Annotated in this window: 19 protein-coding genes; 5 read left to right on the forward strand and 14 right to left on the reverse strand. The window is 57.0% G+C overall.

The genetic code is table 11. The annotated features are described in order from the left end of the window. Positions 1-99: 99 nt before the first annotated feature. The 9 genes from bamA to rpsB form a co-directional block, all read right to left on the reverse strand. Positions 100-2,526, reverse strand: coding sequence for an outer membrane protein assembly factor BamA (gene bamA / locus AAIE04_RS21575; protein ID WP_197800100.1), 2,427 nt, complete (start codon positions 2,524-2,526; stop codon positions 100-102). 35 nt (positions 2,527-2,561) lie between these two features. Then, complete coding sequence (gene rseP / locus AAIE04_RS21580; protein WP_025160242.1) at positions 2,562-3,917, reverse strand: sigma E protease regulator RseP; 1,356 nt, start codon at positions 3,915-3,917, stop codon at positions 2,562-2,564. Between the two features lie 27 nt (positions 3,918-3,944). Beyond that, positions 3,945-4,787, reverse strand: a complete 843-nt coding sequence (gene cdsA / locus AAIE04_RS21585) for a phosphatidate cytidylyltransferase (RefSeq protein ID WP_019455757.1) — start codon at positions 4,785-4,787, stop codon at positions 3,945-3,947. 9 nt (positions 4,788-4,796) lie between these two features. Further along, positions 4,797-5,555, reverse strand: coding sequence for a (2E,6E)-farnesyl-diphosphate-specific ditrans,polycis-undecaprenyl-diphosphate synthase (ispU, locus tag AAIE04_RS21590; RefSeq protein ID WP_025160241.1), 759 nt, complete (start codon positions 5,553-5,555; stop codon positions 4,797-4,799). Positions 5,556-5,832: 277 nt separating this feature from the next. After that, the gene (ispC, locus tag AAIE04_RS21595; RefSeq protein ID WP_498577662.1) at positions 5,833-7,029 is read right to left on the reverse strand and encodes a 1-deoxy-D-xylulose-5-phosphate reductoisomerase; all 1,197 of its coding nucleotides are present in this window, start codon (positions 7,027-7,029) and stop codon (positions 5,833-5,835) included. A 157-nt stretch (positions 7,030-7,186) separates the two neighbouring features. Next, entirely contained in the window at positions 7,187-7,744 is a 558-nt protein-coding gene (gene frr / locus AAIE04_RS21600; protein WP_025160240.1) for a ribosome recycling factor, read from the reverse strand. 119 nt (positions 7,745-7,863) lie between these two features. Then, positions 7,864-8,589 carry a UMP kinase gene (gene pyrH, locus AAIE04_RS21605; protein ID WP_004931940.1) on the reverse strand — a complete coding sequence of 242 codons (726 nt, stop codon included), beginning with the start codon at positions 8,587-8,589 and terminating at the stop codon, positions 7,864-7,866. Between the two features lie 148 nt (positions 8,590-8,737). Continuing rightward, complete coding sequence (gene tsf / locus AAIE04_RS21610; protein ID WP_004931939.1) at positions 8,738-9,589, reverse strand: translation elongation factor Ts; 852 nt, start codon at positions 9,587-9,589, stop codon at positions 8,738-8,740. A 129-nt stretch (positions 9,590-9,718) separates the two neighbouring features. After that, positions 9,719-10,444, reverse strand: coding sequence for a 30S ribosomal protein S2 (rpsB, locus tag AAIE04_RS21615; protein ID WP_004931937.1), 726 nt, complete (start codon positions 10,442-10,444; stop codon positions 9,719-9,721). Between the two features lie 345 nt (positions 10,445-10,789). On the opposite strand from rpsB, the gene map reads away from it, so the two are divergent. The 4 genes from map to AAIE04_RS21635 all read left to right on the forward strand — a co-directional run bounded on the left by map (position 10,790) and on the right by AAIE04_RS21635 (position 15,698). Next, positions 10,790-11,584: a type I methionyl aminopeptidase gene (gene map / locus AAIE04_RS21620; protein WP_004931936.1), complete on the forward strand. Its 795-nt coding sequence runs from the start codon at positions 10,790-10,792 to the stop codon at positions 11,582-11,584. A gap of 73 nt (positions 11,585-11,657) precedes the next feature. Next, positions 11,658-14,312: a bifunctional uridylyltransferase/uridylyl-removing protein GlnD gene (gene glnD, locus AAIE04_RS21625; protein WP_063917933.1), complete on the forward strand. Its 2,655-nt coding sequence runs from the start codon at positions 11,658-11,660 to the stop codon at positions 14,310-14,312. 42 nt (positions 14,313-14,354) lie between these two features. Further along, the gene (gene dapD / locus AAIE04_RS21630) at positions 14,355-15,179 is read left to right on the forward strand and encodes a 2,3,4,5-tetrahydropyridine-2,6-dicarboxylate N-succinyltransferase (protein WP_004931932.1); all 825 of its coding nucleotides are present in this window, start codon (positions 14,355-14,357) and stop codon (positions 15,177-15,179) included. 129 nt (positions 15,180-15,308) lie between these two features. Continuing rightward, on the forward strand, positions 15,309-15,698 hold the full coding sequence (locus AAIE04_RS21635; protein ID WP_004931929.1) for a DUF3461 family protein: 390 nt from the start codon (positions 15,309-15,311) through the stop codon (positions 15,696-15,698). 57 nt (positions 15,699-15,755) lie between these two features. Here AAIE04_RS21635 and AAIE04_RS21640 read toward each other — a convergent pair whose 3' ends face one another. The 4 genes from AAIE04_RS21640 to AAIE04_RS21655 all read right to left on the reverse strand — a co-directional run bounded on the left by AAIE04_RS21640 (position 15,756) and on the right by AAIE04_RS21655 (position 20,084). Beyond that, positions 15,756-16,208, reverse strand: a complete 453-nt coding sequence (locus AAIE04_RS21640) for a flavodoxin (RefSeq protein ID WP_004931927.1) — start codon at positions 16,206-16,208, stop codon at positions 15,756-15,758. Between the two features lie 33 nt (positions 16,209-16,241). Further along, the gene (gene truC, locus AAIE04_RS21645) at positions 16,242-17,012 is read right to left on the reverse strand and encodes a tRNA pseudouridine(65) synthase TruC (protein WP_019455750.1); all 771 of its coding nucleotides are present in this window, start codon (positions 17,010-17,012) and stop codon (positions 16,242-16,244) included. Positions 17,013-17,309: 297 nt separating this feature from the next. Beyond that, a complete protein-coding gene (locus AAIE04_RS21650; protein ID WP_498577663.1) occupies positions 17,310-18,845 on the reverse strand; it encodes a carboxylesterase/lipase family protein in 1,536 nt (511 codons plus the stop codon). A 165-nt stretch (positions 18,846-19,010) separates the two neighbouring features. Further along, positions 19,011-20,084, reverse strand: coding sequence for a nitrilase-related carbon-nitrogen hydrolase (locus AAIE04_RS21655; RefSeq protein ID WP_498577664.1), 1,074 nt, complete (start codon positions 20,082-20,084; stop codon positions 19,011-19,013). Positions 20,085-20,230: 146 nt separating this feature from the next. On the opposite strand from AAIE04_RS21655, the gene AAIE04_RS21660 reads away from it, so the two are divergent. Continuing rightward, positions 20,231-20,680: a MarR family winged helix-turn-helix transcriptional regulator gene (locus AAIE04_RS21660; protein WP_019455746.1), complete on the forward strand. Its 450-nt coding sequence runs from the start codon at positions 20,231-20,233 to the stop codon at positions 20,678-20,680. A 202-nt stretch (positions 20,681-20,882) separates the two neighbouring features. Here AAIE04_RS21660 and pbpC read toward each other — a convergent pair whose 3' ends face one another. Next, on the reverse strand, positions 20,883-23,231 hold the full coding sequence (pbpC, locus tag AAIE04_RS21665) for a penicillin-binding protein 1C (protein WP_498577665.1): 2,349 nt from the start codon (positions 23,229-23,231) through the stop codon (positions 20,883-20,885). Positions 23,232-23,249: the final 18 nt, after the last annotated feature.

Genomic DNA, 23,249 nt, shown 5'->3' on the forward strand with positions numbered 1-23,249 from the left:
CAGACTTGTCCCACCAAACAATGAGAATCATCTCCCTCTGCCGGCGGGCGCCTGGCCATTGCGATTCTTAATAACTGTTATGCCCAGAGGCGAGACCCGTTACCAGGTCTTACCGATGTTAAACTGGAACTGTTCGGACTTGTCGCCTTCGTATTTCTTGATCGGGTTGGCGTAAGAGAACACCAACGGCCCCAGCGGCGACATCCACTGCAGCGCGATACCGGCGGAGGAACGAATATTGCTGGCCTTGCTGTAGTCCGGCACGCCGTACATCAGCGTTTCGTTGGTATTCTTCCACTTGGTATCCCACACGGTACCCGCATCGATGAACAGCGACGTACGCACTGAGTTGGCATACTTCTCGCTGATGAACGGCGTCGGGGTGATCAGCTCCAGGCTGGCGACCGCCATGGCGTTACCGCCCACCGCGTCATCCGAGCTACAGATGCTCTGACGATCGGTCGTGCTGCCGGCGTTGAACTGGCACTGGTACGAGTTGGAGTTGTAATACACCGCCTTCGGACCGATGGTATTGGACTGGAAGCCGCGCACGGTGCTTGAACCACCGGCGTAGAAGTTCTCATAGAACGGCATTTCCTTGCCGCCCAGCCCATCCGCGTAACCCAGACGGCCGCGACCCAACAGCACCCAGGTGCGGTCGTCGTTGATCGGCACGTACTGTACGCTGTCCAGCGTCACCTTGTAGTATTCGTTGTCCGACCCCGGAATGGTGACCTTGCCGTTCAACGTGGTGCGGTTGCCCGAGGTCGGGAAGTAGCCGCGGTCCAGGTTGTTGTAGGTCCAACCCAGGTTCAGGGTGAAGTCGTCCGTCGAGTAGCTGGCGCGGTCGGTTTTGTTCGCATCCACGCCCATCGAGTCGAGATAACGCCACATGGCGATCTGCGGCTGCATGTTCGACAGGCCGTTGTGGACATAGCCCAGACCGGTGCGCAACGAGTTGTTTTCGTTGATCGGGAAGCCCAGCGTGCCGTCAACACCGTAACTCTTGTTGGTGTAGTCGGACAGGTCCGCGTTATCCGCTTTAAAGTCGTTGTAGAATACGCGGCCGCCCAAGCTCACACCGTCAACGGTGAAGTACGGGTTGGTGACCGAGAATTCGGTATAGGTCTGGTAGTCGTTCTTGGTGCCGCTGATGCCAACCGAGTAGCCGGTACCCAACCAGTTGTCCTGTTGCACGCCGGCCTGGAAGCTGACGCCGCTCTCGGTGCCGTAACCGACGCCGAAGTTAAAGGTACCGGTGTTGCGCTCTTTCACCTTGTAGGTCACGTCAACCTGATCGGCGGTGCCCGGCACGCGCTGGGTTTCCACGTCAACCGTTTCGAAGTAACCCAAGCGGTTCAGACGCTCTTTACCCTGCTCGACCTGCTCGTTGCCGAGCCAGGCACCTTCCATCTGACGCATTTCGCGGCGCAGCACGGAATCCTTGCTGGTGTCGTTGCCTTCGAACTTGATGCGGCGCACGTAGAAGCGGTTGCCCGCGTCGACGTTGACGTGCAGCTTGACGGTTTTATCCGCGTCGTTGATCTCCGGCTGAGTACCGACGCGCGGGTAGGCGTAACCATAACGGCCCAACATCGTTTTGATGTTGTCTTCCATTTTGGTCACCTTGCTGCCGTTGTACAGCTCGCCCGGTTCGATTTTGGTGATCTGCGCGACTTCCGCCGAGTGACCGGCCAGGTTGCCGTTTACGATGACATCGGAAAGCTTGTACTGATCGCCTTCAGTGATGTTGATGGTGATGTAGATGCCTTTTTTATCCGGCGTCAGGCTCACCTGGGTAGAATCGATGTTGAAACGGGCATAGCCGCGATCCAGATAGAAGCTGCGCAGGGTTTCGAGATCGCCCGCCAGTTTCTGCTTCTGGTATTTGCGATCGCCGACCAGGTTCCACCACGGCACTTCGTCACGCAGTTGGAAGCGCGAGATCAGTTCGTCGTTGGTGAAGGCATGGTTGCCGACGATATTGATTTGTTGAATCTTGGCGGAGACCCCTTCCGTGAACACCAGTTTCAGGTCGACACGGTTACGCGGCAACGGCGTGACCACGGCTTTCACCGAGGCGCTGTATTTACCGACGCTGTAGTAGAAGTCTTCCAGCCCTTTTTCAATGCTGGAGATCGTGGTGCGGTCGAGCGCCTCGCCCACCCGGACGCCGGAGGCTTCCAGGTTCTGCTTGAGCATGTCATCCTTCACCGACTTGTTGCCGGAGAAAGTGATGCTGGCGATGGTAGGACGTTCCTTCACCTGAACGATCAGGGTATTACCATCGCGCAGTACGCGCACGTCCTCGAAGTTGCCGGTGGCAAACAAGGCACGGATGGTATTACTGATGTCATCGTCAGTGACGGTATCGCCGACGCGAACCGGCATGTTGAGTAACGCCGCACCGACGGCGACTCGCTGCAGGCCTTCGAAATGAATGTCTTTCACTACGAACCCGTCTGCACCGTATACGGTGGCGCTGCCAAACAGCAGCGACGCTATGAGCAACTTTTTCATCGCCATCGTTGTTATGCGTTCTTCCTAACCTATCCCCGCCCCTAGAGGCGGGAAAAATCATTGAAAAGTGCAAGACCCATCAACAACACCAGCACGATCGAACCTATGCGGTAGCTGTAGTCCTGTACTCGCTCGGAAACCGGCCCACCCTTCAGCTTTTCTATCGCCAGGAAGAGGAGATGCCCACCATCTAACACCGGTAATGGGAACAGGTTGATGATACCCAGGTTGACGCTAATCAACGCCAGGAACATCAGATAATACACGAACCCGACTCCGGCTGACGCCCCTGCTCCCTGTGCAATCGAGATCGGGCCACTCAGGTTGTTCAGCTTTACATCACCGGTTATTAATTTGCCCAGCATGTTGACCGTCAGCCGCATCAGCTGCCAGGTCTTGTCGCCGGCCTGATACAGCGCCGAGAACGGTCCATACTGACGAATCGTCTTATACTCGTCCGGCAGCGGCAGCACTTTTGGAATGATGCCTGCAAACCCCACCGATTTGTCTTTTCCCACCGGCTTTGTATCCGGTATCAGCGTCAAAGACAAGGGGGCGCCGTTTCTTTCAATCTCCAAAGCCAACGGTTGGCCCGGGCCATCGTGAATACGCTTCACCAGCGTCTGCCAACGACCCAGCGGCTGACCATCGACTTTAACGATCCTGTCCCCCGCTTGTAAACCCGCCTTTTGCGCCGCCGAGTTCGGCTGCACTTCCGCCAGCACGGATTCAATCTGCGGGCCGCGCGGCATAATGCCCAGCGCGACAACGGGATCCTGCTTGTCCGGTTCAAAGTTCCACTGGCGCAGATCCAGAGTTTTGGTCACCACCTGCGACGAGCCGAACGGCGCGACGCCGACTTCGGTTTGCGCATCGCCAATCTTCGCCACCAGCGCCAGACGAACTGACTCCCAATCAGGCGTTTCGATGCCGTCAACCGACTTTAGTTCCATGCCAGACGAAATTTCGGCCCTGGCGGCGATCGACTGCGGCGCGATTTCGCCTATCACCGGACGGAAACTCGGCACGCCGATGATGAACACCAGCCAGTAGGCAAGGATAGCAAACAGGAAGTTGGCGATGGGGCCGGCGCTGATGATAGCCGCGCGCTGCCAGACGGTTTTGTTGTTGAAGGCCTGGTGGCGCATTTCCGGCGCCACCGACTCCACGCGCTCGTCCAGCATCTTCACGTAGCCGCCGAGCGGAATCAGCGCGATAACGTACTCGGTGCCCTGACGATCGGTGCGGCGCCACAGCGCCCGGCCGAAACCGATGGAGAAGCGTTCAACGCGCACGCCGCAACGACGGGCAACCCAAAAGTGTCCGAATTCGTGCACGGTAATCAAGATACCGAGCGCAATCAGAAACGCCACCAGGTTCCAAAGCACGCTGACCATCATCCCTCACTTTCCGTCATCGACGGATTAAAACACCAACAGCATCAGGCAGGCAAACACCGGCACCGCTGCAGTCAGGCTATCGATACGATCCAGTATGCCGCCATGACCGGGGATCAAATGACCGCTGTCCTTGATGCCCGCTTCGCGTTTGAACATGCTTTCGGTCAAATCGCCCAGCACCGAAGCCAACGCGGCGAGCACCGAGCAGGCAAGCAAGGTGGTCGGCACCACATTCAGCGGTGCATAGCGGCCGAACAGCCAGGAAATGACCGCCGACGTCAACAGCCCGCCGATCAGCCCCTCCCAGGTTTTGCCCGGCGAGACCTTAGGCGCCAGCTTGTGCTTGCCGAACAGTTTACCGAACATGTAGGCACCGGAATCCGCGCCCCACACCAGCAGCATCACGTACAGCAGCCACCAGGCGCCGGTAAACGGGTTTTGCTCGTAGCCGAACTGGCGCAGCGCCAGCATGCCCCAGAAGAAAGGCACGATGGTCAGCAGGCCAAACAGCAGGCGCAGCGGGCGCGAATTGCGCCAGATAGCGGCCGAGCCGGGATAGAACAGCACCAGCAGCAGCGCCGCCAGCCACCAGGCCAGCGACAACCACAGCGAGCCGCTTATCTGCGGCACGGATTGGTGGTAAGCGGGGACGCTGATCATCATCAGCGCCAGCAGAAAACCGCACAGCATCGCCAACCAGATACGCTGCGAACGGGAGGTAAAACCGGCCAGTTGGCCCCACTCCCAGGCTGCTAACATGCACACGACGAGCGTTACCAGCGCAAAGGCCAGCGGCGGCAGCAGGAACAGCGCCGCGATAACGATCGGGATTAAAATCAGAGCAGTTATGAGGCGATACTTCAGCAAAAGTTCTCCCTAGGACGCATCGGCGCCGATAGGTGTGGTTCCCCCGAAGCGGCGCTCACGTTGTGCAAATGCATTCAGCGCACCTTCAAAGACAAGTTCATCGAAATCAGGCCAGAGTACATCAGTAAAGTAAAGTTCAGCATAGGCGATTTGCCACAGCAGGAAGTTACTGATGCGATGTTCACCGCCGGTGCGGATAACCAGATCCACCGGCGCCAGGTCGCTCATGCAAACCCGATCGCTCAATAATTCCTCGCTGATCTGATCCGGGCGCAACTCCCCTACCCGCACCTGTTCGGCCAGCTCTCTTACTCCCTGAATGATATCCCAACGGCCACCGTAGTTGGCAGCGATATTGAGCGTCAGGCCATCGTTATTTTCCGTCAGTGCTTCAGAGCGGCGGATCCGCTCTTGCAAACGCGCGCTGAACCGGCTGATATCGCCGATCACCCGCAGCCTGACGTTATGTTTATGCAGGCTTTTTACTTCACTATCCAAGGCGCGGACAAAAAGCTCCATCAGTGCAGAGACTTCCTGCACCGGACGGTTCCAGTTTTCGCTGCTGAAGGCATAAAGCGTGAGTGCATCTAAATGGTTGCTGGCGGCAAAGCTGACCGCGCGGCGAACCGATTTCACCCCTGCTTTATGACCGAAGACACGTAACTTGCCCTGACGTTTGGCCCAGCGTCCGTTACCGTCCATGATAATGGCGACATGGCGCGGCCCCGGGGAAGATGGAGTAGCCTCTTGTTGGTTTGCGGACGACATAACTCGTACTTATTTCCTCAATAGAAATATAACTGCCTTTCCGGAACATCAGGCCCTTGCGCGCAAAAAAAGCCGTGTGCCCGACACGGCTTTCAGCCTGCCCTCGCGATGCCCGGCGCAGCCGGGCCGCTCTTGACGCACAGGGCGCCAATCGGGCCATAATTCAACGGTATAACCGCTGACAGGTGGCGCAGACTATACCACCTCAGCGGGGCATGAACAAACGGCCCCGCTGCGGCACACGTGAATTACGAGCAAAATCGGATAATCGCCGTGCTCAGTTGCACAACGCGCGAACACGTTCCTCGGCGACGGCGCGCGCCTGACGGTCAATGTCTAAGACCGCTTCAATGCACGTCGGTTCCTGCAATGCCAGACGCTCGACCACCTGGCGGTTGACCGCCGCGATGTCGGTAAAGCGAATCTGCTGCTGCAAAAATGCCGCCACGGCGATTTCGTTAGCCGCGTTCAGCGCGGTGGTCGCCGCCTGGCCGGCGTCGAACGCTTCGACAGCCAGGTACAGACAAGGATAACGTTCACGCTCCGGTTCGGAGAAGGTCAGCGAACCGATACGGCAGAAGTCCAACGCTTCCACGCCGGAGTTCACGCGCTGCGGATACGCCATCGCATGGGCAATCGGCGTGCGCATATCCGGCGTACCCAACTGCGCCAGCACGCTGCCGTCGGCATAACGCACCATCGAGTGAATCACCGACTGCGGGTGCAGGATCACTTCCATTTGCTCGGCCGAGGCGTTAAACAGCCAGCGGGCCTCAATGTATTCCAGACCTTTGTTCATCATGGTGGCGGAATCCACCGAGATCTTGCGGCCCATCGACCAGTTCGGGTGGGCGCAGGCTTGATCCGGGGTCATCGCGGCGAACTGATCCAACGGCGTGGTGCGGAACGGGCCGCCGGAGCCGGTAAGCACGATGCGCGACACACCATGACTGTCCAGTGAAGAGTATCCCAACTGACGCTGAATGCTCTCAGGCAAACTCTGAAAAATCGCGTTGTGCTCGCTGTCGAGCGGCAGCAGTTGCGCCTGGCTTTGCCGCACCGCATCCATAAACAGACGGCCGCAGGTGACCAGCGACTCCTTGTTGGCCAGCAGTACCTGCTTGCCCGCGCGGATCGCCGCCAGCGTCGGCAGCAGCCCTGCGGCGCCAACGATCGCCGCCGTCACTTGATCGACGTCATCCAACGCGGCCAGTTCGCAGGCCGCTTGTTCTCCGGCCAAGACTTCGGTAGCGACGCCGTTTTCCGCCAGGATGACGCGCAGCTCGCGCGCAGCGCTTTCATCCGCCATAGCGGCAAAGGCGGGCCGGAATTCCATGCATTGCTGCGCCATGACCGCAACGTTGCGGCCGGCCACCAGTGCTTTGATCGCAAAACGGTCGGGATTCGCCCTGACCACGGCCAGGGTGCTGGTCCCTACCGAGCCGGTCGAGCCAAGAATGGTCAGTTGCTTCATGAGTTCACTCTGAATAACTGTCTGATGAGATCGGAGGTGCTCCAGTGTGGAACCTTGGACAGCGCTTGTCCATGATCTTTCAGTACGATGAAACGGGATCTGCGCCACAAAAAACAAAGCGCCGCCCAGGCGACGCTTTTTTTCTGCGCGATGCTGATTAGAATTCCATCAGCTCTTTTTCTTTCTCCGCCAGCGCGGCGTCGACCAGCTTGATGTAAGCGTCGGTCATTTTCTGAATCTCGTCTTGCGAACGACGCTCTTCGTCTTCGCTGATCTCTTTGTCTTTCAGCAGCGCCTTGACCTTGTCGTTGGCGTCGCGGCGCACGTTGCGCACCGCCACACGGCCCTGCTCGGCTTCGCCGCGCACGATCTTGATCAGATCCTTACGACGCTCTTCGGTCAGCGGAGGCAGCGGAACGCGAATGTCGGAACCGGCGGAAGACGGGTTGAGGCCCAGATCGGAACTCATGATCGCTTTTTCAACCGCCTGGCTCAGGCTGCGATCGAACACGTTGATTTTCAGCGTGCGGGAGTCTTCCACGGTCACGTTGGCCAGCTGACGCAGCGGGGTAGCGGCGCCGTAGTATTCCACCATGATGCCGTCCAGAATGCTTGGGGAAGCGCGGCCGGTGCGGATCTTGCTGATTTGGTTTTTGAATGCTTCTACGCTTTTTTCCATGCGTGAATCAGCATCTTTTCTGATTTCATTAGTCACGTTGCAAACCCTTGGAAGCTGGTTACTTGGCAGGCGATACTCAAGTATAGCCCGTAATCGTACTCGGAGAGCGCGCGGCGCCTGGCGTCACGCGCTCCGAAAAAGGGGTGTGAACAGCCTTATTTGCTGATCAGCGTACCTTCGTTCTCACCCATCACCACGCGGCGCAGCGCGCCAGGCTTGTTCATGTTGAACACGCGGATCGGCAGACCGTGATCGCGGGCCAGCGTAAACGCCGCCAGATCCATCACTTTCAGCTCGCGCTCCAGCACGTCCTGATAGGTTAATTGTTCATACAGCGTCGCATCCGGGTTCTTCACCGGATCGGCGGAGTATACGCCATCCACTTTGGTGGCTTTCAGCACCACGTCCGCTTCGATCTCGATGCCGCGCAGGCAAGCGGCGGAATCGGTGGTGAAGAACGGGTTGCCGGTACCGGCGGAGAAGATCACCACGCGGTTGTTGCGCAGCAGGCTGATAGCCTCTGCCCAGCTGTAATTATCACATACGCCGTTCAGCGGGATCGCTGACATCAGGCGGGCGTTCACATAGGCACGGTGCAGTGCATCACGCATAGCCAGGCCGTTCATCACGGTAGCCAGCATTCCCATGTGGTCGCCCACTACGCGGTTCATGCCGGCCTGCGCCAGGCCCGCGCCGCGGAACAAGTTCCCGCCGCCAATAACTACACCTACCTGAATTCCCAGTTCGACCAGCTCTTTCACTTCCTGAGCCATGCGATCCAAAACGCTGGCGTCGATACCAAAACCTTCTGCACCTTGCAGGGCTTCGCCACTCAGTTTAAGCAGAATACGCTGATATACGGGTTTTGCATTGGTTGCCATGGTGTTCTGTCCTAAGAAGCAGTATTAGTATTGGGGATTTCAGCCGATGAAACGCGCCTGGGGTGAATATCACGCCGCAGGGCCTGCCACCGGTGTAATTCTGGCTGGATAGTATGGAACCGCCAGACGGCGGTTCCATCGACAGTCATTAAGACTGTTTGCTCATCGCGGCAACTTCAGCAGCGAAGTCGGTTTCGACTTTCTCGATGCCTTCGCCCACTTCGAAGCGAATGAAGTTGGTCACGTCAGCGTTGTGCTCTTTCAGCACCTGAGCAACAGACTTGCTCGGATCCATAACGAAAGGCTGACCGGTCAGAGAAACTTCGCCGGTGAATTTCTTCATGCGGCCTTCAACCATTTTCTCTGCGATTTCTTTCGGCTTGCCGGACTGCATGGCGATGTCCAGCTGAACCTGGTACTCTTTTTCTACCACTTCAGCAGACACGTCTTCTGGCTTCACGAACTCTGGCTTGCTCGCCGCAACGTGCATTGCGATTTGCTTAACCAGCTCTTCGTCAGCGCCTTTAGCCGCAACCAGAACGCCGATACGCGCGCCGTGCAGGTAGCTGCCCAGCACTTCGCCTTCCAGGGAAGCAACGCGACGAATGTTGATGTTTTCGCCGATTTTTGCCACCAGCGCTACGCGCTCTTCTTCGAACTGTGCTTTCAGCACGTCAACGTCAGTGATTTTGCCAGCCATAGCGGCATCCAGCACTTTGTCGGCGAACGCCTGGAAACCGGCGTCTTTTGCTACGAAGTCAGTCTGGCAGTTAACTTCCAGAATGATGCCGTAGTTGCCTTCGATCTTGGTTTTGATCACGCCGTCAGCAGCCACGTTGCCTGCTTTTTTAGCGGCTTTGATCGCACCGGACTTACGCATGTTTTCGATTGCCAGCTCGATGTCGCCGTTGGATTCAACCAGCGCCTTCTTGCAATCCATCATGCCAGCGCCGGTACGCTCGCGCAGTTCTTTTACCAGGGCAGCGGTAATATCAGCCATTTATTTTTCCTCGGTTATCTCGCGTGGAGACAGTTCTCATTCAGATAAGCAAAGGGGGCCTTTACAGGCCCCCCTAACCAACATATGTCAATACCTGGTTAATAAGGGCTCAGTGACGAGCTTGCCTTATTATTCAGCTTCTACGAAGCCTTCTTCCGCCTGAACGGCCAGATCTTGAGAACGACCTTCACGCACAGCGGCAGCAACGGCAGTCAGGTACAGGTTTACTGCACGGATTGCATCGTCGTTACCAGGGATGATGAAGTCAACGCCGTCTGGGTTAGAGTTGGTATCAACGATAGAGAATACCGGGATACCCAGGTTGTTGGCTTCTTTGATCGCGATGTGTTCGTGATCGGCATCGATAACGAACAGTGCGTCTGGCAGGCCGCCCATGTCTTTGATACCGCCCAGGGAGTTTTCCAGCTTGGCCAGTTCACGAGTGCGCATCAGCGCTTCTTTCTTGGTCAGCTTGTCCAGGGTGCCGTCTTGAGACTGGATTTCCAGATCTTTCAAACGTTTGATGGACTGACGAACGGTTTTCCAGTTAGTCAGCATGCCGCCCAACCAGCGGTGGTTCACGAAGAACTGATCACAGCTGTTAGCAGCGTCTTTTACCGCTTCGCTTGCTGCGCGCTTGGTACCAACGAACAGGATCTTGCCTTTACGGGAAGAGATCTTGGTCAGTTCAGCCAGAGCGGCGTTGAACATTGGTACGGTCTGCTCCAGGTTGATGATGTGAACCTTGTTACGAGCGCCGAAGATGAAAGGCTTCATTTTCGGGTTCCAGTAACGGGTCTGGTGACCGAAGTGAACACCAGCCTTGAGCATGTCGCGCATGGAAACAGTTGCCATGATTAAACCTCTATAGATTAATTGGGGTTATGCCTCCACGTATCCCATAACGCCGACCCTGGCGGCGACAAGTCACCTCAGGGCACCCCGGCGGATGTGCCGATACGTGTGTGTTATTTACACAAAATGAGTGCAGTTAAAGTATTTTCGGCCAATTCCTGCCTGGTCACAAGAACCAAGTCGCGGATCGCCGGCGCGCTTTATACCATAAACCCGCTGCCGACACCAACTTTTGTTGCTTTACGCCGCGCGCCGGGAAATGAAATTTGGCAGCCCCCGGCCGGGCTGATACCATAAGTCACTGCTTCTTATTGTCGACGATAACGACACCTGCGGACGAATTTCATGGCAATCTCAATTAAAACACCTGATGACATCCAAAAAATGCGCGTGGCCGGCCGCCTGGCCGCCGAAGTGCTGGAGATCATCGAGCCGCACGTCAAACCTGGCGTGACCACCGGCGAACTGGACCGTATCTGTCACGAGTACATCACCAACGAACAGCAGGCCATCTCCGCCTGTCTCGGCTACCACGGCTTCCCGAAATCCGTGTGCATCTCGGTGAACGAAGTGGTGTGCCACGGCATCCCGAGCGACGACAAAACGCTGAAAGACGGCGACATCGTCAACATCGACGTGACCGTAATTAAAGACGGTTTCCACGGCGACACCTCGAAGATGTTCATCGTCGGCAAACCGACCATTCTGGGCGAGCGTCTGTGCCGCGTCACGCAAGAGAGCCTGTACCTGGCGCTGAAGATGGTCAAGCCGGGCATCCGTCTGCGCACCCTGGGCAAGGCTATCCAGCAATTCGTCGAAGCCGAGAAATTCTCGGTGGTGCGCGAGTACTGCGGCCACGGCATCGGTGAAGTGTTCCACGAAGAGCCGCAGGTGCTGCACTATGACGCCGACGACGGCGGCGTGGTGCTGCAGGCGGGCATGGCCTTCACCATCGAACCGATGGTCAACGCCGGCGATTACCGCATCCGCACCATGAAAGACGGTTGGACGGTAAAAACCAAAGATCGCAGCTTGTCGGCGCAGTATGAGCATACTATTGTGGTCACTGATAACGGCTGCGAGATAATGACGTTGCGCAAGGATGACACCATCCCCAACATCATTACGCACGAGATGTAAGCACCGCGGCGCACGCCGCGTGCAGAATGTCACCAGGCCGGCTTATGCCGGCCTTTTTTATGGGCTGCGCACTATGTCTGACAATCTCCTTCAAACGGCCGCGCCGATGCCGCCCGCCTCTCCCAGCGTCTACGGCGACGACGATCTCACCTGCCTGGTGCTGAAACAGCGGCTGGAGCAGTTCCAGCTGTGGCTGGCGGCGGCGTTCGACGCCGGCTCCAGCGCCGAAAGCCTGGTGGCGGCGCGCAGCGACTTCATCGATCGCCTGCTGCGCCGGCTGTGGACGTTTTACGGCTTCGAAGATATCCCGGAAACCGCGCTGGTGGCGGTCGGCGGCTATGGCCGCGGCGAGCTGCATCCGCTGTCGGATATCGACGTGCTGGTGCTCAGCCAGCGCCGACTGACGGAGCAACAGTCGCAACGGGTCGGCGAGTTCATCACCCTGCTGTGGGATCTCAAGCTGGAAGTGGGCCACAGCGTGCGTACCCTGGAAGAGTGCCTGTTGGAGGGGCTGGCGGATCTGACCGTGGCCACCAACCTGATCGAATCGCGCATGATCTGCGGCGACGTCGCGCTGTTCCTGCAGATGCAAAAGCATATCTTCAGCGACGGCTTCTGGCCTTCGCCGCAGTTTTTCCACGCCAAGATCAACGAACAGCAAGAGCGCCACCAGCGCTACCACGGCACCAGCTATAACCTGGAGCCGGATATCAAAAGCAGCCCCGGCGGCCTGCGCGATATCCACACGCTGCTGTGGGTGGCGCGTCGTCACTTCGGCGCCACCTCGCTGGACGAAATGGTCGGCTTCGGTTTCCTCACCCAGGCCGAGCGCAACGAGCTGAACGAGTGCCAAAGCTTCCTGTGGCGCATCCGTTTCGCGCTGCACCTGGTGCTGCCGCGTTACGACAACCGTCTGCTGTTCGATCGTCAGCTCAGCGTAGCGCAGCTGCTGCGCTACGAAGGTGAAGGCAACGAGCCGGTCGAGCGCATGATGAAAGACTTCTACCGCATGACGCGCCGCGTCAGCGAGTTGAACCACATGCTGCTGCAGCTGTTCGACGAAGCCATCCTGGCGCTGGACGCCACCGAAAAGCCGCGCCCGCTGAACGACGATTTCCAGCTGCGCGGCGATCTGATCGACCTGCGCGACGAAACGCTGTTTATCCGTGAGCCGCAAGCCATCATGCGCATGTTCTACCTGATGGTACGCAACCGCGAGATCAAGGGCATTTATTCCACCACCGTGCGCCAGCTGCGCCACGCGCGCCGCCACCTGAAACAGCCGCTGTGCACCATCCCGGAAGCGCGCGATCTGTTTATGGCCATCCTGCGCCATCCCGGCGCGGTGTCGCGCGCGCTGGTGCCGATGCACCGTCACAGCGTGCTGTGGGCCTACATGCCGCAATGGGGCAAGATCGTCGGGCAGATGCAGTTCGACCTGTTCCATGCCTATACCGTCGACGAACACACCATCCGCGTGCTGCAGAAGCTGGAGAGCTTCGCCGAGCCTGAAACCCGGCCGCGCCATCCGCTGTGCGTGGAGCTGTACCCGCGCCTGCCGCACCCGGAACTGCTGCTGCTGGCGGCCTTGTTCCACGATATCGCCAAAGGGCGCGGCGGCGATCACTCGATCCTCGGCGCGGAAGACGTGGTGGAGTTCGCCGAACTGCACGGCCTCAACTCGCGCGAAACTCAACTGGTGGCCTGGCTGGTGCGCTGCCACCTGCTGATGTCGGTCACCGCGCAGCGCCGCGATATTCAGGATCCGACGGTGATCCAGCAGTTCAGCAGCGAAGTGCAGAGCGAGACCCGCCTGCGCTATCTGGTGTGTCTGACGGTGGCGGATATCTGCGCCACCAACGAAACCCTGTGGAACAGCTGGAAACAGAGCCTGTTGCGCGAGCTGTATTTCGCCACCGAGAAGCAGCTGCGCCGCGGCATGCAAAACAGCCCGGATCTGCGCGAACGCGTGCGCCACCACCGCCTGCAGGCGCTGGCGCTGCTGCGCATGGACAACATCGACGAAGAGGCGCTGCACCGTATCTGGAGCCGCTGCCGCGCCGACTATTTCCTGCGTCACTCGCCGAATCAGCTGGCCTGGCACGCCCGCCATCTTCTGGCCCACGACTCCACCCAGCCGCTGGTGCTGGTCAGCCGCCAGGCGACGCGCGGCGGCACCGAGATCTTCATCTGGAGCCCGGATCGCCCTTACCTGTTCGCCGCCGTCGCCGGAGAGATGGATCGCCGTAACCTGAGCGTGCACGACGCGCAGATCTTCACCAACCGCGACGGCATGGCGATGGACACCTTTATCGTGCTGGAGCCGGACGGCAGCCCGCTGGCGCAGGATCGCCACGCGGCGATCCGCCAGGCGCTGCTGCAGGCCATCACCCAGCGGGAGTACCAGCCGCCGCGCGTGCGCCGGCCATCTTCCAAGCTGCGCCACTTCAGCGTGCCGACCGAAGTCACCTTCCTGCCGACCCACACCGATCGCCGCAGCTACCTGGAGCTGACCGCGCTCGACCAACCCGGCCTGTTGGCGCGGGTGGGCGAAGTGTTCGCCGATCTGGGGCTGTCACTGCACGGCGCGCGCATTTCAACCATCGGCGAGCGGGTCGAGGATTTATTTATCCTGGCCGACGGCGAGCGGCGCGCACTCGACCAAGAAACGCGCAGAAAGTTGGAGCAACGGTTGACAGAGGCCCTCACCCCAAACGATAAAATGTGATACAAGTAACTTTTTACCGACAACATCAGGAAAGAGAACAGCATGCAGCAATTACAGAACGTTATTGAAAGCGCCTTCGAACGCCGTGCAGACATCACCCCGGCGAACGTAGACACCGTAACGCGCGAAGCGGTAAACCAGGTGATCGGCCTGCTGGACAGCGGCGCCCTGCGCGTCGCCGAGAAGATTGACGGTCAATGGGTCACCCATCAGTGGCTGAAGAAAGCCGTGCTGCTCTCTTTCCGCATCAACGACAACAAGGTGATGGACGGCGCGGAAACCCGTTACTACGACAAGGTGCCGATGAAGTTCGCCGACTACGACGAAGCGCGCTTCCAGAAGGAAGGTTTCCGCGTCGTGCCGCCGGCCACCGTGCGCCAGGGCGCGTTCATCGCACGCAACACCGTGCTGATGCCGTCTTACGTTAACATCGGCGCCTACGTCGACGAAGGCACCATGGTCGACACCTGGGCGACCGTCGGCTCTTGCGCGCAGATCGGCAAAAACGTCCACCTGTCCGGCGGCGTCGGCATCGGTGGCGTGCTGGAGCCGCTGCAGGCCAACCCGACCATCATCGAAGACAACTGCTTCATCGGCGCGCGCTCCGAAGTGGTGGAAGGCGTGATCGTGGAAGAAGGCTCGGTGATCTCGATGGGCGTGTATCTCGGCCAGAGCACCCGCATCTATGACCGCGAGACCGGCGAAATCCATTACGGCCGCGTGCCGGCGGGTTCGGTGGTGGTTTCCGGCAACCTGCCGTCGAAAGACGGTTCTTACAGCCTGTACTGCGCGGTGATCGTCAAGAAAGTCGATGCCAAAACGCGCGGTAAAGTCGGCATTAATGAGTTATTGCGCACTATCGACTAAATTGAAATAGCGGGTGATTCACCCGCTATTTTTTTTTCTGCGTTTCGCTGGCAGTCACAGTCGCAGATCTCGCTTTCCGCCATAATCGCAGTCGTGGAATATAACGATCACATCTAAAGAGGGCGCAGTATGTACGATAACTTGAAGAGTTTGGGCATCAATCAACCGGAAGACGTCGATCGCTATAGCCTGCGTCAAGAGGCCAACAACGACATCCTCAAGATCTATTTCCGCAAGGATAAGGGCGAGTTCTTCGCCAAGAGCGTGAAATTCAAGTACCCGCGCCAGCGTAAAACCGTGGTGGCGGACAACGCCGGTCAGGGCTACAAGGAAATTCACGAGATCAACCCGAACCTGCGTTATGTGATCGACGAGCTGGATCAGCTGTGCCAACGCGATCAGGTGGAAGTGGATCTGAAGCGTAAAATCCTCGACGACCTGCGCCATCTCGAAGGCGTGGTGTCGCACAAGATTGCCGAGATCGAAGCCGATCTGGAAAAACTCACCCGCGGCAAATAATGCGGATCGGTTGACCCGCATCATCGCCAAGGCGCCCTTTCGCGGCGCCTTTTTACTTTACGATTGCAGCAGCGTGCCCCACTGCTCGACCCACGGGCAGGCGGCCACTTCCGGCTCCGGCTGTTCCATCGCATCGATCTCCAGCACTTCGCCAACGCGGGTGGCGCCCTGCTCCTGCAGCAGCGCATCGAACGCGCGCCCGGCACCGCAGAAGTTGTCATAGCTGCTGTCGCCTAGGGCAATCAGCCCATAGCGCAGCTCCGGCTGGTAGCCAACCTGGTCGCGAATGGCGTGGAACAGCGGTGCGATGCTGTCCGGCAGATCGCCCTGCCCGGTGGTGGAGGTGATCACCAGCGCGTAGTGCTGACGGTAAAACTGCCAGGCCTCCAGCGTGCCCTCTTCGAACAGTTTGACCTCATGGCCCTGCTCGCTGAGGATGTTTTGCGCTTCTTCCGCCACCAGCAGCGAATTGCCGTAGACCGTTCCCACGAAGATACCAACCTGAGCCATGGCTCCTACTCCCTTCATTACCTTTAAAAATTGTCAGCTATCCTGACCGTTAGCCGCGCTAAACTCAACCCCGCCGAGTTCAGGGAATAGCCCCGCCCAGCCGAACTGCGTCATCACCCCCTGCCAGTCTTCGTCCCAGCGCGCCGTCACCTGCAGCGGTTCGCCGGTCACCGGGTGCGTCAACTGCAGGTGGCTGGCGTGCAGCATCAGGCGCGGGCAGCCGAAATGTTGCGCCATACCGCGGTTCTGCCGCAGATCGCCATGCTTGCTGTCGCCGATGATCGGATGGCGCAGGTGCGCCATATGGCGCCGCAGTTGGTGCTTGCGGCCGGTTTCCGGCTGCAGCTCCACCAGGCTGTAACGCGCGCTGTCGTAGCGGCCGACGGCCACCGGCATCTCCACCTGCGCCAACGGCCGGTAGTGCGTCACCGCCGGCTGCGGCCCCTTATCGGCATCGGCATGTTTATCGGCGATTTTGTCCAGTTCCGCCGTCAGCGGATAATCGAGGGTCGCCCCCTCCTGCACGTAACCCCGCACCACCGCATGGTAGGTTTTCTGCACCTGATGTTGCTCGAACTGTTGCGACAGCAGGCGTGCCACCTCGCTGGACAGCGCCATCAGCAGCACGCCGGAGGTCGGGCGATCGAGACGGTGCACGGTAAAAACGTGCTGCCCGAGCTGATCGCGCACCGTCTGCATCATAAAGCGGGTTTCATGACGATCCAGCCAACTGCGGTGCACCAACCAACCCGACGGCTTGTTCACCGCCACCAGATGCTCATCCTGATATAAAACCTCAATCACATCGCTTTCCTCGCGTTAAAATTAATGGCTGCAGTAAAGTCAATGTGGCCTGAAGCTAGTGAAACCGCAGTGAAATCAACCTGATAGTGGTGCCATGCATTTACTACCGAGGTATCATAATTGACCTCATGCCGGATAACCACTCTATTCCACCCAGCCATTTGGCGGGTTTGCGCATTGAACATCGGTGCCGGAGGCATGAATAAAACAATGTCGAAAAGGGAAGTTCCCGACAGTGGGAACCTCCCGTTATAACGCCAACGCTCGGCGAGGCGCTGCATCTAATGCCGCATGAAATTACTGAGGGCAGACGTATTTTTTCGATAAATTGTTTATATCAAAAATCCCTTTATCGGAAAACTCAATGGCCATCATATGTTCGGTATTAAACTCGGTCCATTTTTCTCTCACCGGTGCTCCCTGATTAGGATCGCCGTTCTTAATAAAGTTACTTAAATAAGAAACAATATTATCTGATAGGCGTTGCTGTTCTTTGGTTAAGGCCTGCTTCACGCCGGTGGCGCCATGAAATCCATCAAAGAAATAGATTAGCTCACTGGTGTGCGCCGCCAGATAAGGCCTCGACATCTTTGGTATGTATTGAGGCGCGGTCTTATCGTTAAACACGTAGGCATATAGCCTGTTTTTCTTGGCCATCTCGGTGTTGAACTGAAGGGATGGACAAATAAATTTATACTTTGTCAGATCGTCGCTCAGTTTTGCCGTAAAATCGGTGTTATCATCCGTTTCCTCTACGGAGGAGAATGATTTTCCGTATAAGGTCATCATCGACGCTGTATAGATTTGCTTGTCGATTTTCTTGCCGGCATCGTTTTCTATCACGCCAGCAAAGAAAGTCCCTTCATTATTCTGAAAACCATTGATAATATCAACCTTATTGACTTTTCCTTTCGCGATCGCCTCATTAAAGGTATATGGAATGATATCGCCATCAATAGTAAATTGATCGTTATACAAATTGGATATTGCCGTTGTCGCTAGTTTGGCGACGGGCGTTTTCTTTAAGCAAGCCAGCTGCCCGTCCGGCGTGCCATCATCGCAGCCCACCGCTTTTGCCACCTCCATACCGACCGCGTTGGCCTGCGCGATATTTTTTTGGTCCAGGTTATAAGAACCGCTTGAGATTATCGCTTTCTTAAATAACCCTGAGGACAGAGGGGAAACGATGTTTGCAAGCACGCTATGCCCTCCCGCTGATTCACCGAACAACGTGACATTGTCAGGATCCCCGCCAAAGCTGGCTATGTTGCGTTGAACCCATGACAAGGCTTTTTGTTGATCCAAAAGGCCATAGTTGATTTTCTTACTCTCATGGTTAAGCGCTGGGTGCGAGAAAAAACCAAAAACGCCCAATCTATAGTTTATTGTTACGACTACGATATCTTTCTTGATAAAATTAGACACGTCGTACTCATCACCCGACCCGGTTCTTAAGCCACCACCGGGTATCCAAACCAAAACCGGCCGCTTTTTACCCTCATTGTCTTTTGGCGCGTAAACATTCAGGTAGAGGCAATCTTCCGACTGGCTTATTTTACTGAATCCCGCCAGGCTAACCGTCGTCGCACAGCTGTTGCCAAACTTACCGGCAAAATACACGCCCTCCATGACACTTTTATTTTCCGGTGCTTGCCAGCGTTTTTCACCCACCGGCGGCTCCGCATAGGGAATGCCTTTGAATTGCAAATAACCCTCTTGCTCCAGGCCTTGGTACTTCCCGCTCGGGCTATTGACTATTTCGGTAAGCTTATACTCTATACCGGCATAGGAGGATACGGATAAAAACAACAATGACAAAGGAATAAGTTTCATATAATAACCTTGACACATAGAAATTGGGTTATTCCCAGAGGAATTATGGCGCAGCATGTTCAACGCGGAGCATTCACCCCTCGCGCTACGATTTTTAAAATGCAATTGAAAGATATTGCTATTACGCGTCATCTATCTACGAGATAAATGTCGCTGTATATAAAACTATTTATCATAGGCACTAAGACGATAGATACCGCGCTCAATCATCATCTCTATTTGTTTGCTCAGAACGTTTTCCTTGTATTCCTTATGATTTCCTTGCGCATGGTTAAGGTAAATATTTTTGGGATACACTGGCTTTTCATAAATCAATTGCGCACATTCGGTTCTGATATCTTTTAACCAATTGGTCACTGATGAATGCGTTCGATGATAACGCTGCGCCTCGATATCAATGACGGCATGTACGTAGCTTGAGCCGTTGGTATCTTTTTGTTTACCAATAATCTTGCCTTTATAATCAACGATCAATGAACTCCCACCACCGCAATCTATTGGGGCCAAAGAGTGGGGAAAGGTGTACACAGGGGCGATGTTCGGCGCGACGATATACAGGTTGTTTTCCAGTGCGCGAGCCCTGTTGGAGATTTCGAACATATCATTTTCGGTAAATGGCGTGGGCAGTGAAGCGCGATACACGACCTCTGCCCCATTCATCGCCAAACCGCGCCCATTTTCCGGGAAATTCCCCTCCATCGCCATCATCACGCCCAGACGGCCAATTTCGGTATCGACAACAGGCCAGAAAGATTGCAGCGTGCGGCCATATTTCTCGACCCATTTGTCAAATAAGTCATGCGGTGATGCGGAACGCTCGCTCGGCAGCAACGCTGACATTTTATGGTGTCTGAGTATAATGTCGCCCTGAGGATTGATAACAAAGCCGACGTTGAACATGATGTCCGGCCAATCAGGCTCCCTGACTTTGGCCTGCGCCATAATGAAGAGATTATGACGTTGCGCCAATTGGCCGAGTCTTTCGGTCTCAGGCCCTGGAATATCAATAGCCCCGTCTTTTAAAAACTCAACCATCGGCATATCCAATACTTCATCGGTGAATCCCTGAAGTGCGCCCTCAGGTAAAACCAGCAGGCGAACCGGGATATCCAATGCGCAAAGTGACAAGGCGCCGTTGGTCAATTCTTCGATATGGTCCAGATTCTTCGAAATATCCGCTCTTTTCTGAATGCCCCATGCGGTAGGGCTTAGTCCAATGACGCCATAAGGTTCTATCATAATCAACCACCTATGCATTATTGAGAAACTGCGAATGTTGCAGAACAAGGCCTATCCAGTATTGAAAAGCAGAGCGATTCACATAATCATACGAGATAGCTCACTTGCCATGTTATCAGCACACTGATAACTCACAAGGATTGAAAATGAAAAAGAACGTAAAAAACAGTAATGATATGTTTGATTGCGAGGCGGGAATTCTCGGCTACCTGCTGCGTAAAGCATCCGGCGCTTATAAACAAAAAATGGAAAAGGAATTAAGCCAATATCAAATAACCGCGCCTCAATTCGTTATCATGAGCATTATTTCTAATTTTGAAGGGTGCTCTAATGCCGATTTAGCCCGATTGGCGCTACTGACCCCTCAGACCGTCAGTTTAATACTCGTCAGATTGGAAAAACTCGAGCTCATCGAGCGTCTGCCGCACCCTCGTTATAAACGCGTTCAAATCATTAAGCTTTCCACGCATGGTGAAACGCTTTTTGCATCCTGTGACAAGGTAATCAACAAGTTAGAGTCAACGCTGGAAGATGAATTTTCTGCAGACGAGATAAAAGTCATTCGACGCTGGTTAGGGAAAATAATCAGTGAATAATACCTAAGCGTTCCCTGTTAAACATTATCGGCTTAGGTCGCAGCACGCTGGGTTGTTTTTATTTCCAGTGAAAGGGCGGGAAATACTCTTTCTCGAATCCCGGTATCAAAAAGGTAAAAATACCCACGGCGTGCTTATTCTTATCCATGATCCCCGCTGCCGTTCTCCCCGGTTATACAGGCATAACCGAGGCGCCCCAACCTCAGTTCACCCACTCGATGGTCACCAGCCGCGTATCGGCGCGGCCGCGATCGTCCACCGCCCGGATGCGGTAGCGCCCGTTGTTGATCGGCCGCCAGTCGATCGGCTTTTTGCTGGCGCTGCTGCCGAGATAGATATCGTCGACGAACCAGTACACCGTTTTGCTGTCGGCGTCCGTCACCGCGCTGAAGGCGATTTTATCCCGACCCTGCTGCGACTGACGCAGGGTATAGGTGGTGTTTTTCAGCGGTGAGGTGATGCGCGGCGCGTTGCCGCCGACGGCGATGCCGTTATCCTTGCAGCGATTAACCGGCGGCGTGCGTTTCGGCAGACCCGCCTGGGCGAACACGTTGGCCAGATCGGATGGCCAGAACTCAAAGACTTCGGTGCGGGTCTGCGCCGCGTCATACGGCGGGCAGACGACCTCGCCGCTGTGAATATCCAGCACCACCGGCCGGTAAACGCTATCGACTTTGATCGGCGACTTGCCGGGAATGAACCAGGTCTTGCCTTTTTGCTGGCACCACGGCGTCGGCAGATCGCCGCTGGCGAGGCAGATCTCCACCCGCCGCAGCCGTTTAGGGAACGGATGTTTCGGTTCTCGCAGGCCGGGGTAGCTGGCATTAACGCTGTCAATGATGTTGAAAAACAGCGGCGCGGCCGCTTCGGCGCCGACCAACGCATTGTTGCCACGCCCGTCGAAGTTGCCTTCCCACACCACCAACACGTAAGGGCCGAAAATCCCGACGCTCCAGGCGTCGCGGAACCCCCAGGAGGTGCCGGTCTTCCAATACACCGGCAACGCCGAAGAGCGCTGCGCCAGCGTGTCGCCCGGCCGCCGGTGCTGGCGCAGCATATCCAGCGTGATGAAACTGGCCTCCTCGCTCAACAGCCGCACCGGCGCCGATTCAGCCGCGTTAACCTGCATGCGCAGCGGCCGCAGCTCACCGCGGTTCGCCAGCAATGCATACAGCTTCGCCAATTCCTGCGCCGTCACCTCGCCGCCGCCCAGCACCAACGACAGCCCGTAGTGGCTTTCGTTGGCCATATTGGCGACGCCGGTCAGGCGCAAAAACTGATAAAAGGTCGGCTGACGCAGCTGTGAAGCGACATACACCGCCGGAATATTGCGGCTGAAATTCAGCGCGTCGGTGGCGGTCACCGGGCCGAGAAAGCGCCGGTCGAAATTCTCCGGCGCATAGGCCCCGAACGACGAAGGCACGTCTTTCAGGATAGTCATCGGATGCAGCACGCCCTGCTCCATGCCCAGCGCATAGATGAACGGCTTCAGCGTCGATCCCGGCGAGCGTTTGGCGTTGGTGCCGTTCACCTGCCCCTGAATAGGGCGATTGTAGTAGTCCGCCGATCCCACCAACGCACGCACCCCCATATCGCGGCTGTCCACCAGCAGCACTGCGGCGTTCTGAATGCCGCGGCTGCGGTTGCGGGCGATAAAGGCATTGACCTGCCGCTCGACCAGCCGCTGCAACCCGGCGTCCAGCGTGGTATCGACGCGGGTATCGCGCTGCACCAGTTGCTGCGTCTGCAGGCGCAGCTGTTCGATAAAGTGCGGCGCGATATAGGGTACTTGCTCAGGCTGGCGCAGCGCCAATGGCAGGCGGAACAGCGTTTGCTGGCTGGTGTCGGTCGGGTAAACCTGCTGCCAGCGCTGGAACAGACGATTGCGCGCCTGAGTCAATGCGGCGCCGAGCACGCCGGTTTTCGGCTCCAGACGGTAGCTGGGCGACTGCGGCAACACCGCCAGCGTCAGCGCCTCCGGCAGGGTCAAATCCTTCGGCGACTTGGCGAAATAGATCAGGCTGGCGGCGCCGATGCTTTCGATGTTGCGGCCGTAGGGAGCGTAATTCAGATAGGCTTCCAGGATATCGCGCTTGGAATAGCTGAGCTCCAGCTGCACCGCACGCAGCACCTGCAGCAGCTTGCCGCCCGGCGTGCGGGTATTGAGATGCCAGCGCATGCGCGCCAGCTGCATGCTGATGGTCGAACCGCCCTGCATCTTGCCGCCGGCGACATAGCTGCGCCAGAAGCCGCGCATCAGGCTGACGGGGTTAAAACCGGGGTTGTAGTAGAACCAGCGATCTTCGTGCAACAGCAGCCCGCGCACCGCCAACGGCGACACCTGCTCCAGCGGGGTCCACAGCCGGTAGCGATCGTCGTTGGCCAGCGTAATGCGCAGCAGCGCGCCGTGCCTGTCGTAATAGACGGAAGACTGCGGCAGCCCCTGCCACAAAGGCGGATGCGGCCACAGCCGAATCGCGCCCAACAGCAGCGTCAGTAAAAACACCGCCATCAAGCCGTTTTGCAGCACGCGCCCGGTCAGGATCTTCATACGCTCTCAGCATCCCGG

The organism is Serratia sp. Ae19-1 (assembly GCF_059801225.1).

Excerpts from the sequence above, each read along its gene's own strand:
- bamA (WP_197800100.1), bottom strand. The coding sequence starts at position 2,526 with ATGGCGATGAAAAAGTTGCTCATAGCGTCGCTGCTGTTTGGCAGCGCC.
- rseP (WP_025160242.1), bottom strand. The coding sequence starts at position 3,917 with ATGGTCAGCGTGCTTTGGAACCTGGTGGCGTTTCTGATTGCGCTCGGT.
- ispU (WP_025160241.1), bottom strand. The coding sequence starts at position 5,555 with ATGTCGTCCGCAAACCAACAAGAGGCTACTCCATCTTCCCCGGGGCCG.
- ispC (WP_498577662.1), bottom strand. The coding sequence starts at position 7,029 with ATGAAGCAACTGACCATTCTTGGCTCGACCGGCTCGGTAGGGACCAGC.
- pyrH (WP_004931940.1), bottom strand. The coding sequence starts at position 8,589 with ATGGCAACCAATGCAAAACCCGTATATCAGCGTATTCTGCTTAAACTG.
- tsf (WP_004931939.1), bottom strand. The coding sequence starts at position 9,589 with ATGGCTGATATTACCGCTGCCCTGGTAAAAGAACTGCGCGAGCGTACC.
- rpsB (WP_004931937.1), bottom strand. The coding sequence starts at position 10,444 with ATGGCAACTGTTTCCATGCGCGACATGCTCAAGGCTGGTGTTCACTTC.
- map (WP_004931936.1), top strand. The coding sequence starts at position 10,790 with ATGGCAATCTCAATTAAAACACCTGATGACATCCAAAAAATGCGCGTG.
- glnD (WP_063917933.1), top strand. The coding sequence starts at position 11,658 with ATGTCTGACAATCTCCTTCAAACGGCCGCGCCGATGCCGCCCGCCTCT.
- dapD (WP_004931932.1), top strand. The coding sequence starts at position 14,355 with ATGCAGCAATTACAGAACGTTATTGAAAGCGCCTTCGAACGCCGTGCA.
- AAIE04_RS21635 (WP_004931929.1), top strand. The coding sequence starts at position 15,309 with ATGTACGATAACTTGAAGAGTTTGGGCATCAATCAACCGGAAGACGTC.
- AAIE04_RS21640 (WP_004931927.1), bottom strand. The coding sequence starts at position 16,208 with ATGGCTCAGGTTGGTATCTTCGTGGGAACGGTCTACGGCAATTCGCTG.
- AAIE04_RS21650 (WP_498577663.1), bottom strand. The coding sequence starts at position 18,845 with ATGAAACTTATTCCTTTGTCATTGTTGTTTTTATCCGTATCCTCCTAT.
- AAIE04_RS21655 (WP_498577664.1), bottom strand. The coding sequence starts at position 20,084 with ATGATAGAACCTTATGGCGTCATTGGACTAAGCCCTACCGCATGGGGC.
- AAIE04_RS21660 (WP_019455746.1), top strand. The coding sequence starts at position 20,231 with ATGAAAAAGAACGTAAAAAACAGTAATGATATGTTTGATTGCGAGGCG.
- pbpC (WP_498577665.1), bottom strand. The coding sequence starts at position 23,231 with ATGAAGATCCTGACCGGGCGCGTGCTGCAAAACGGCTTGATGGCGGTG.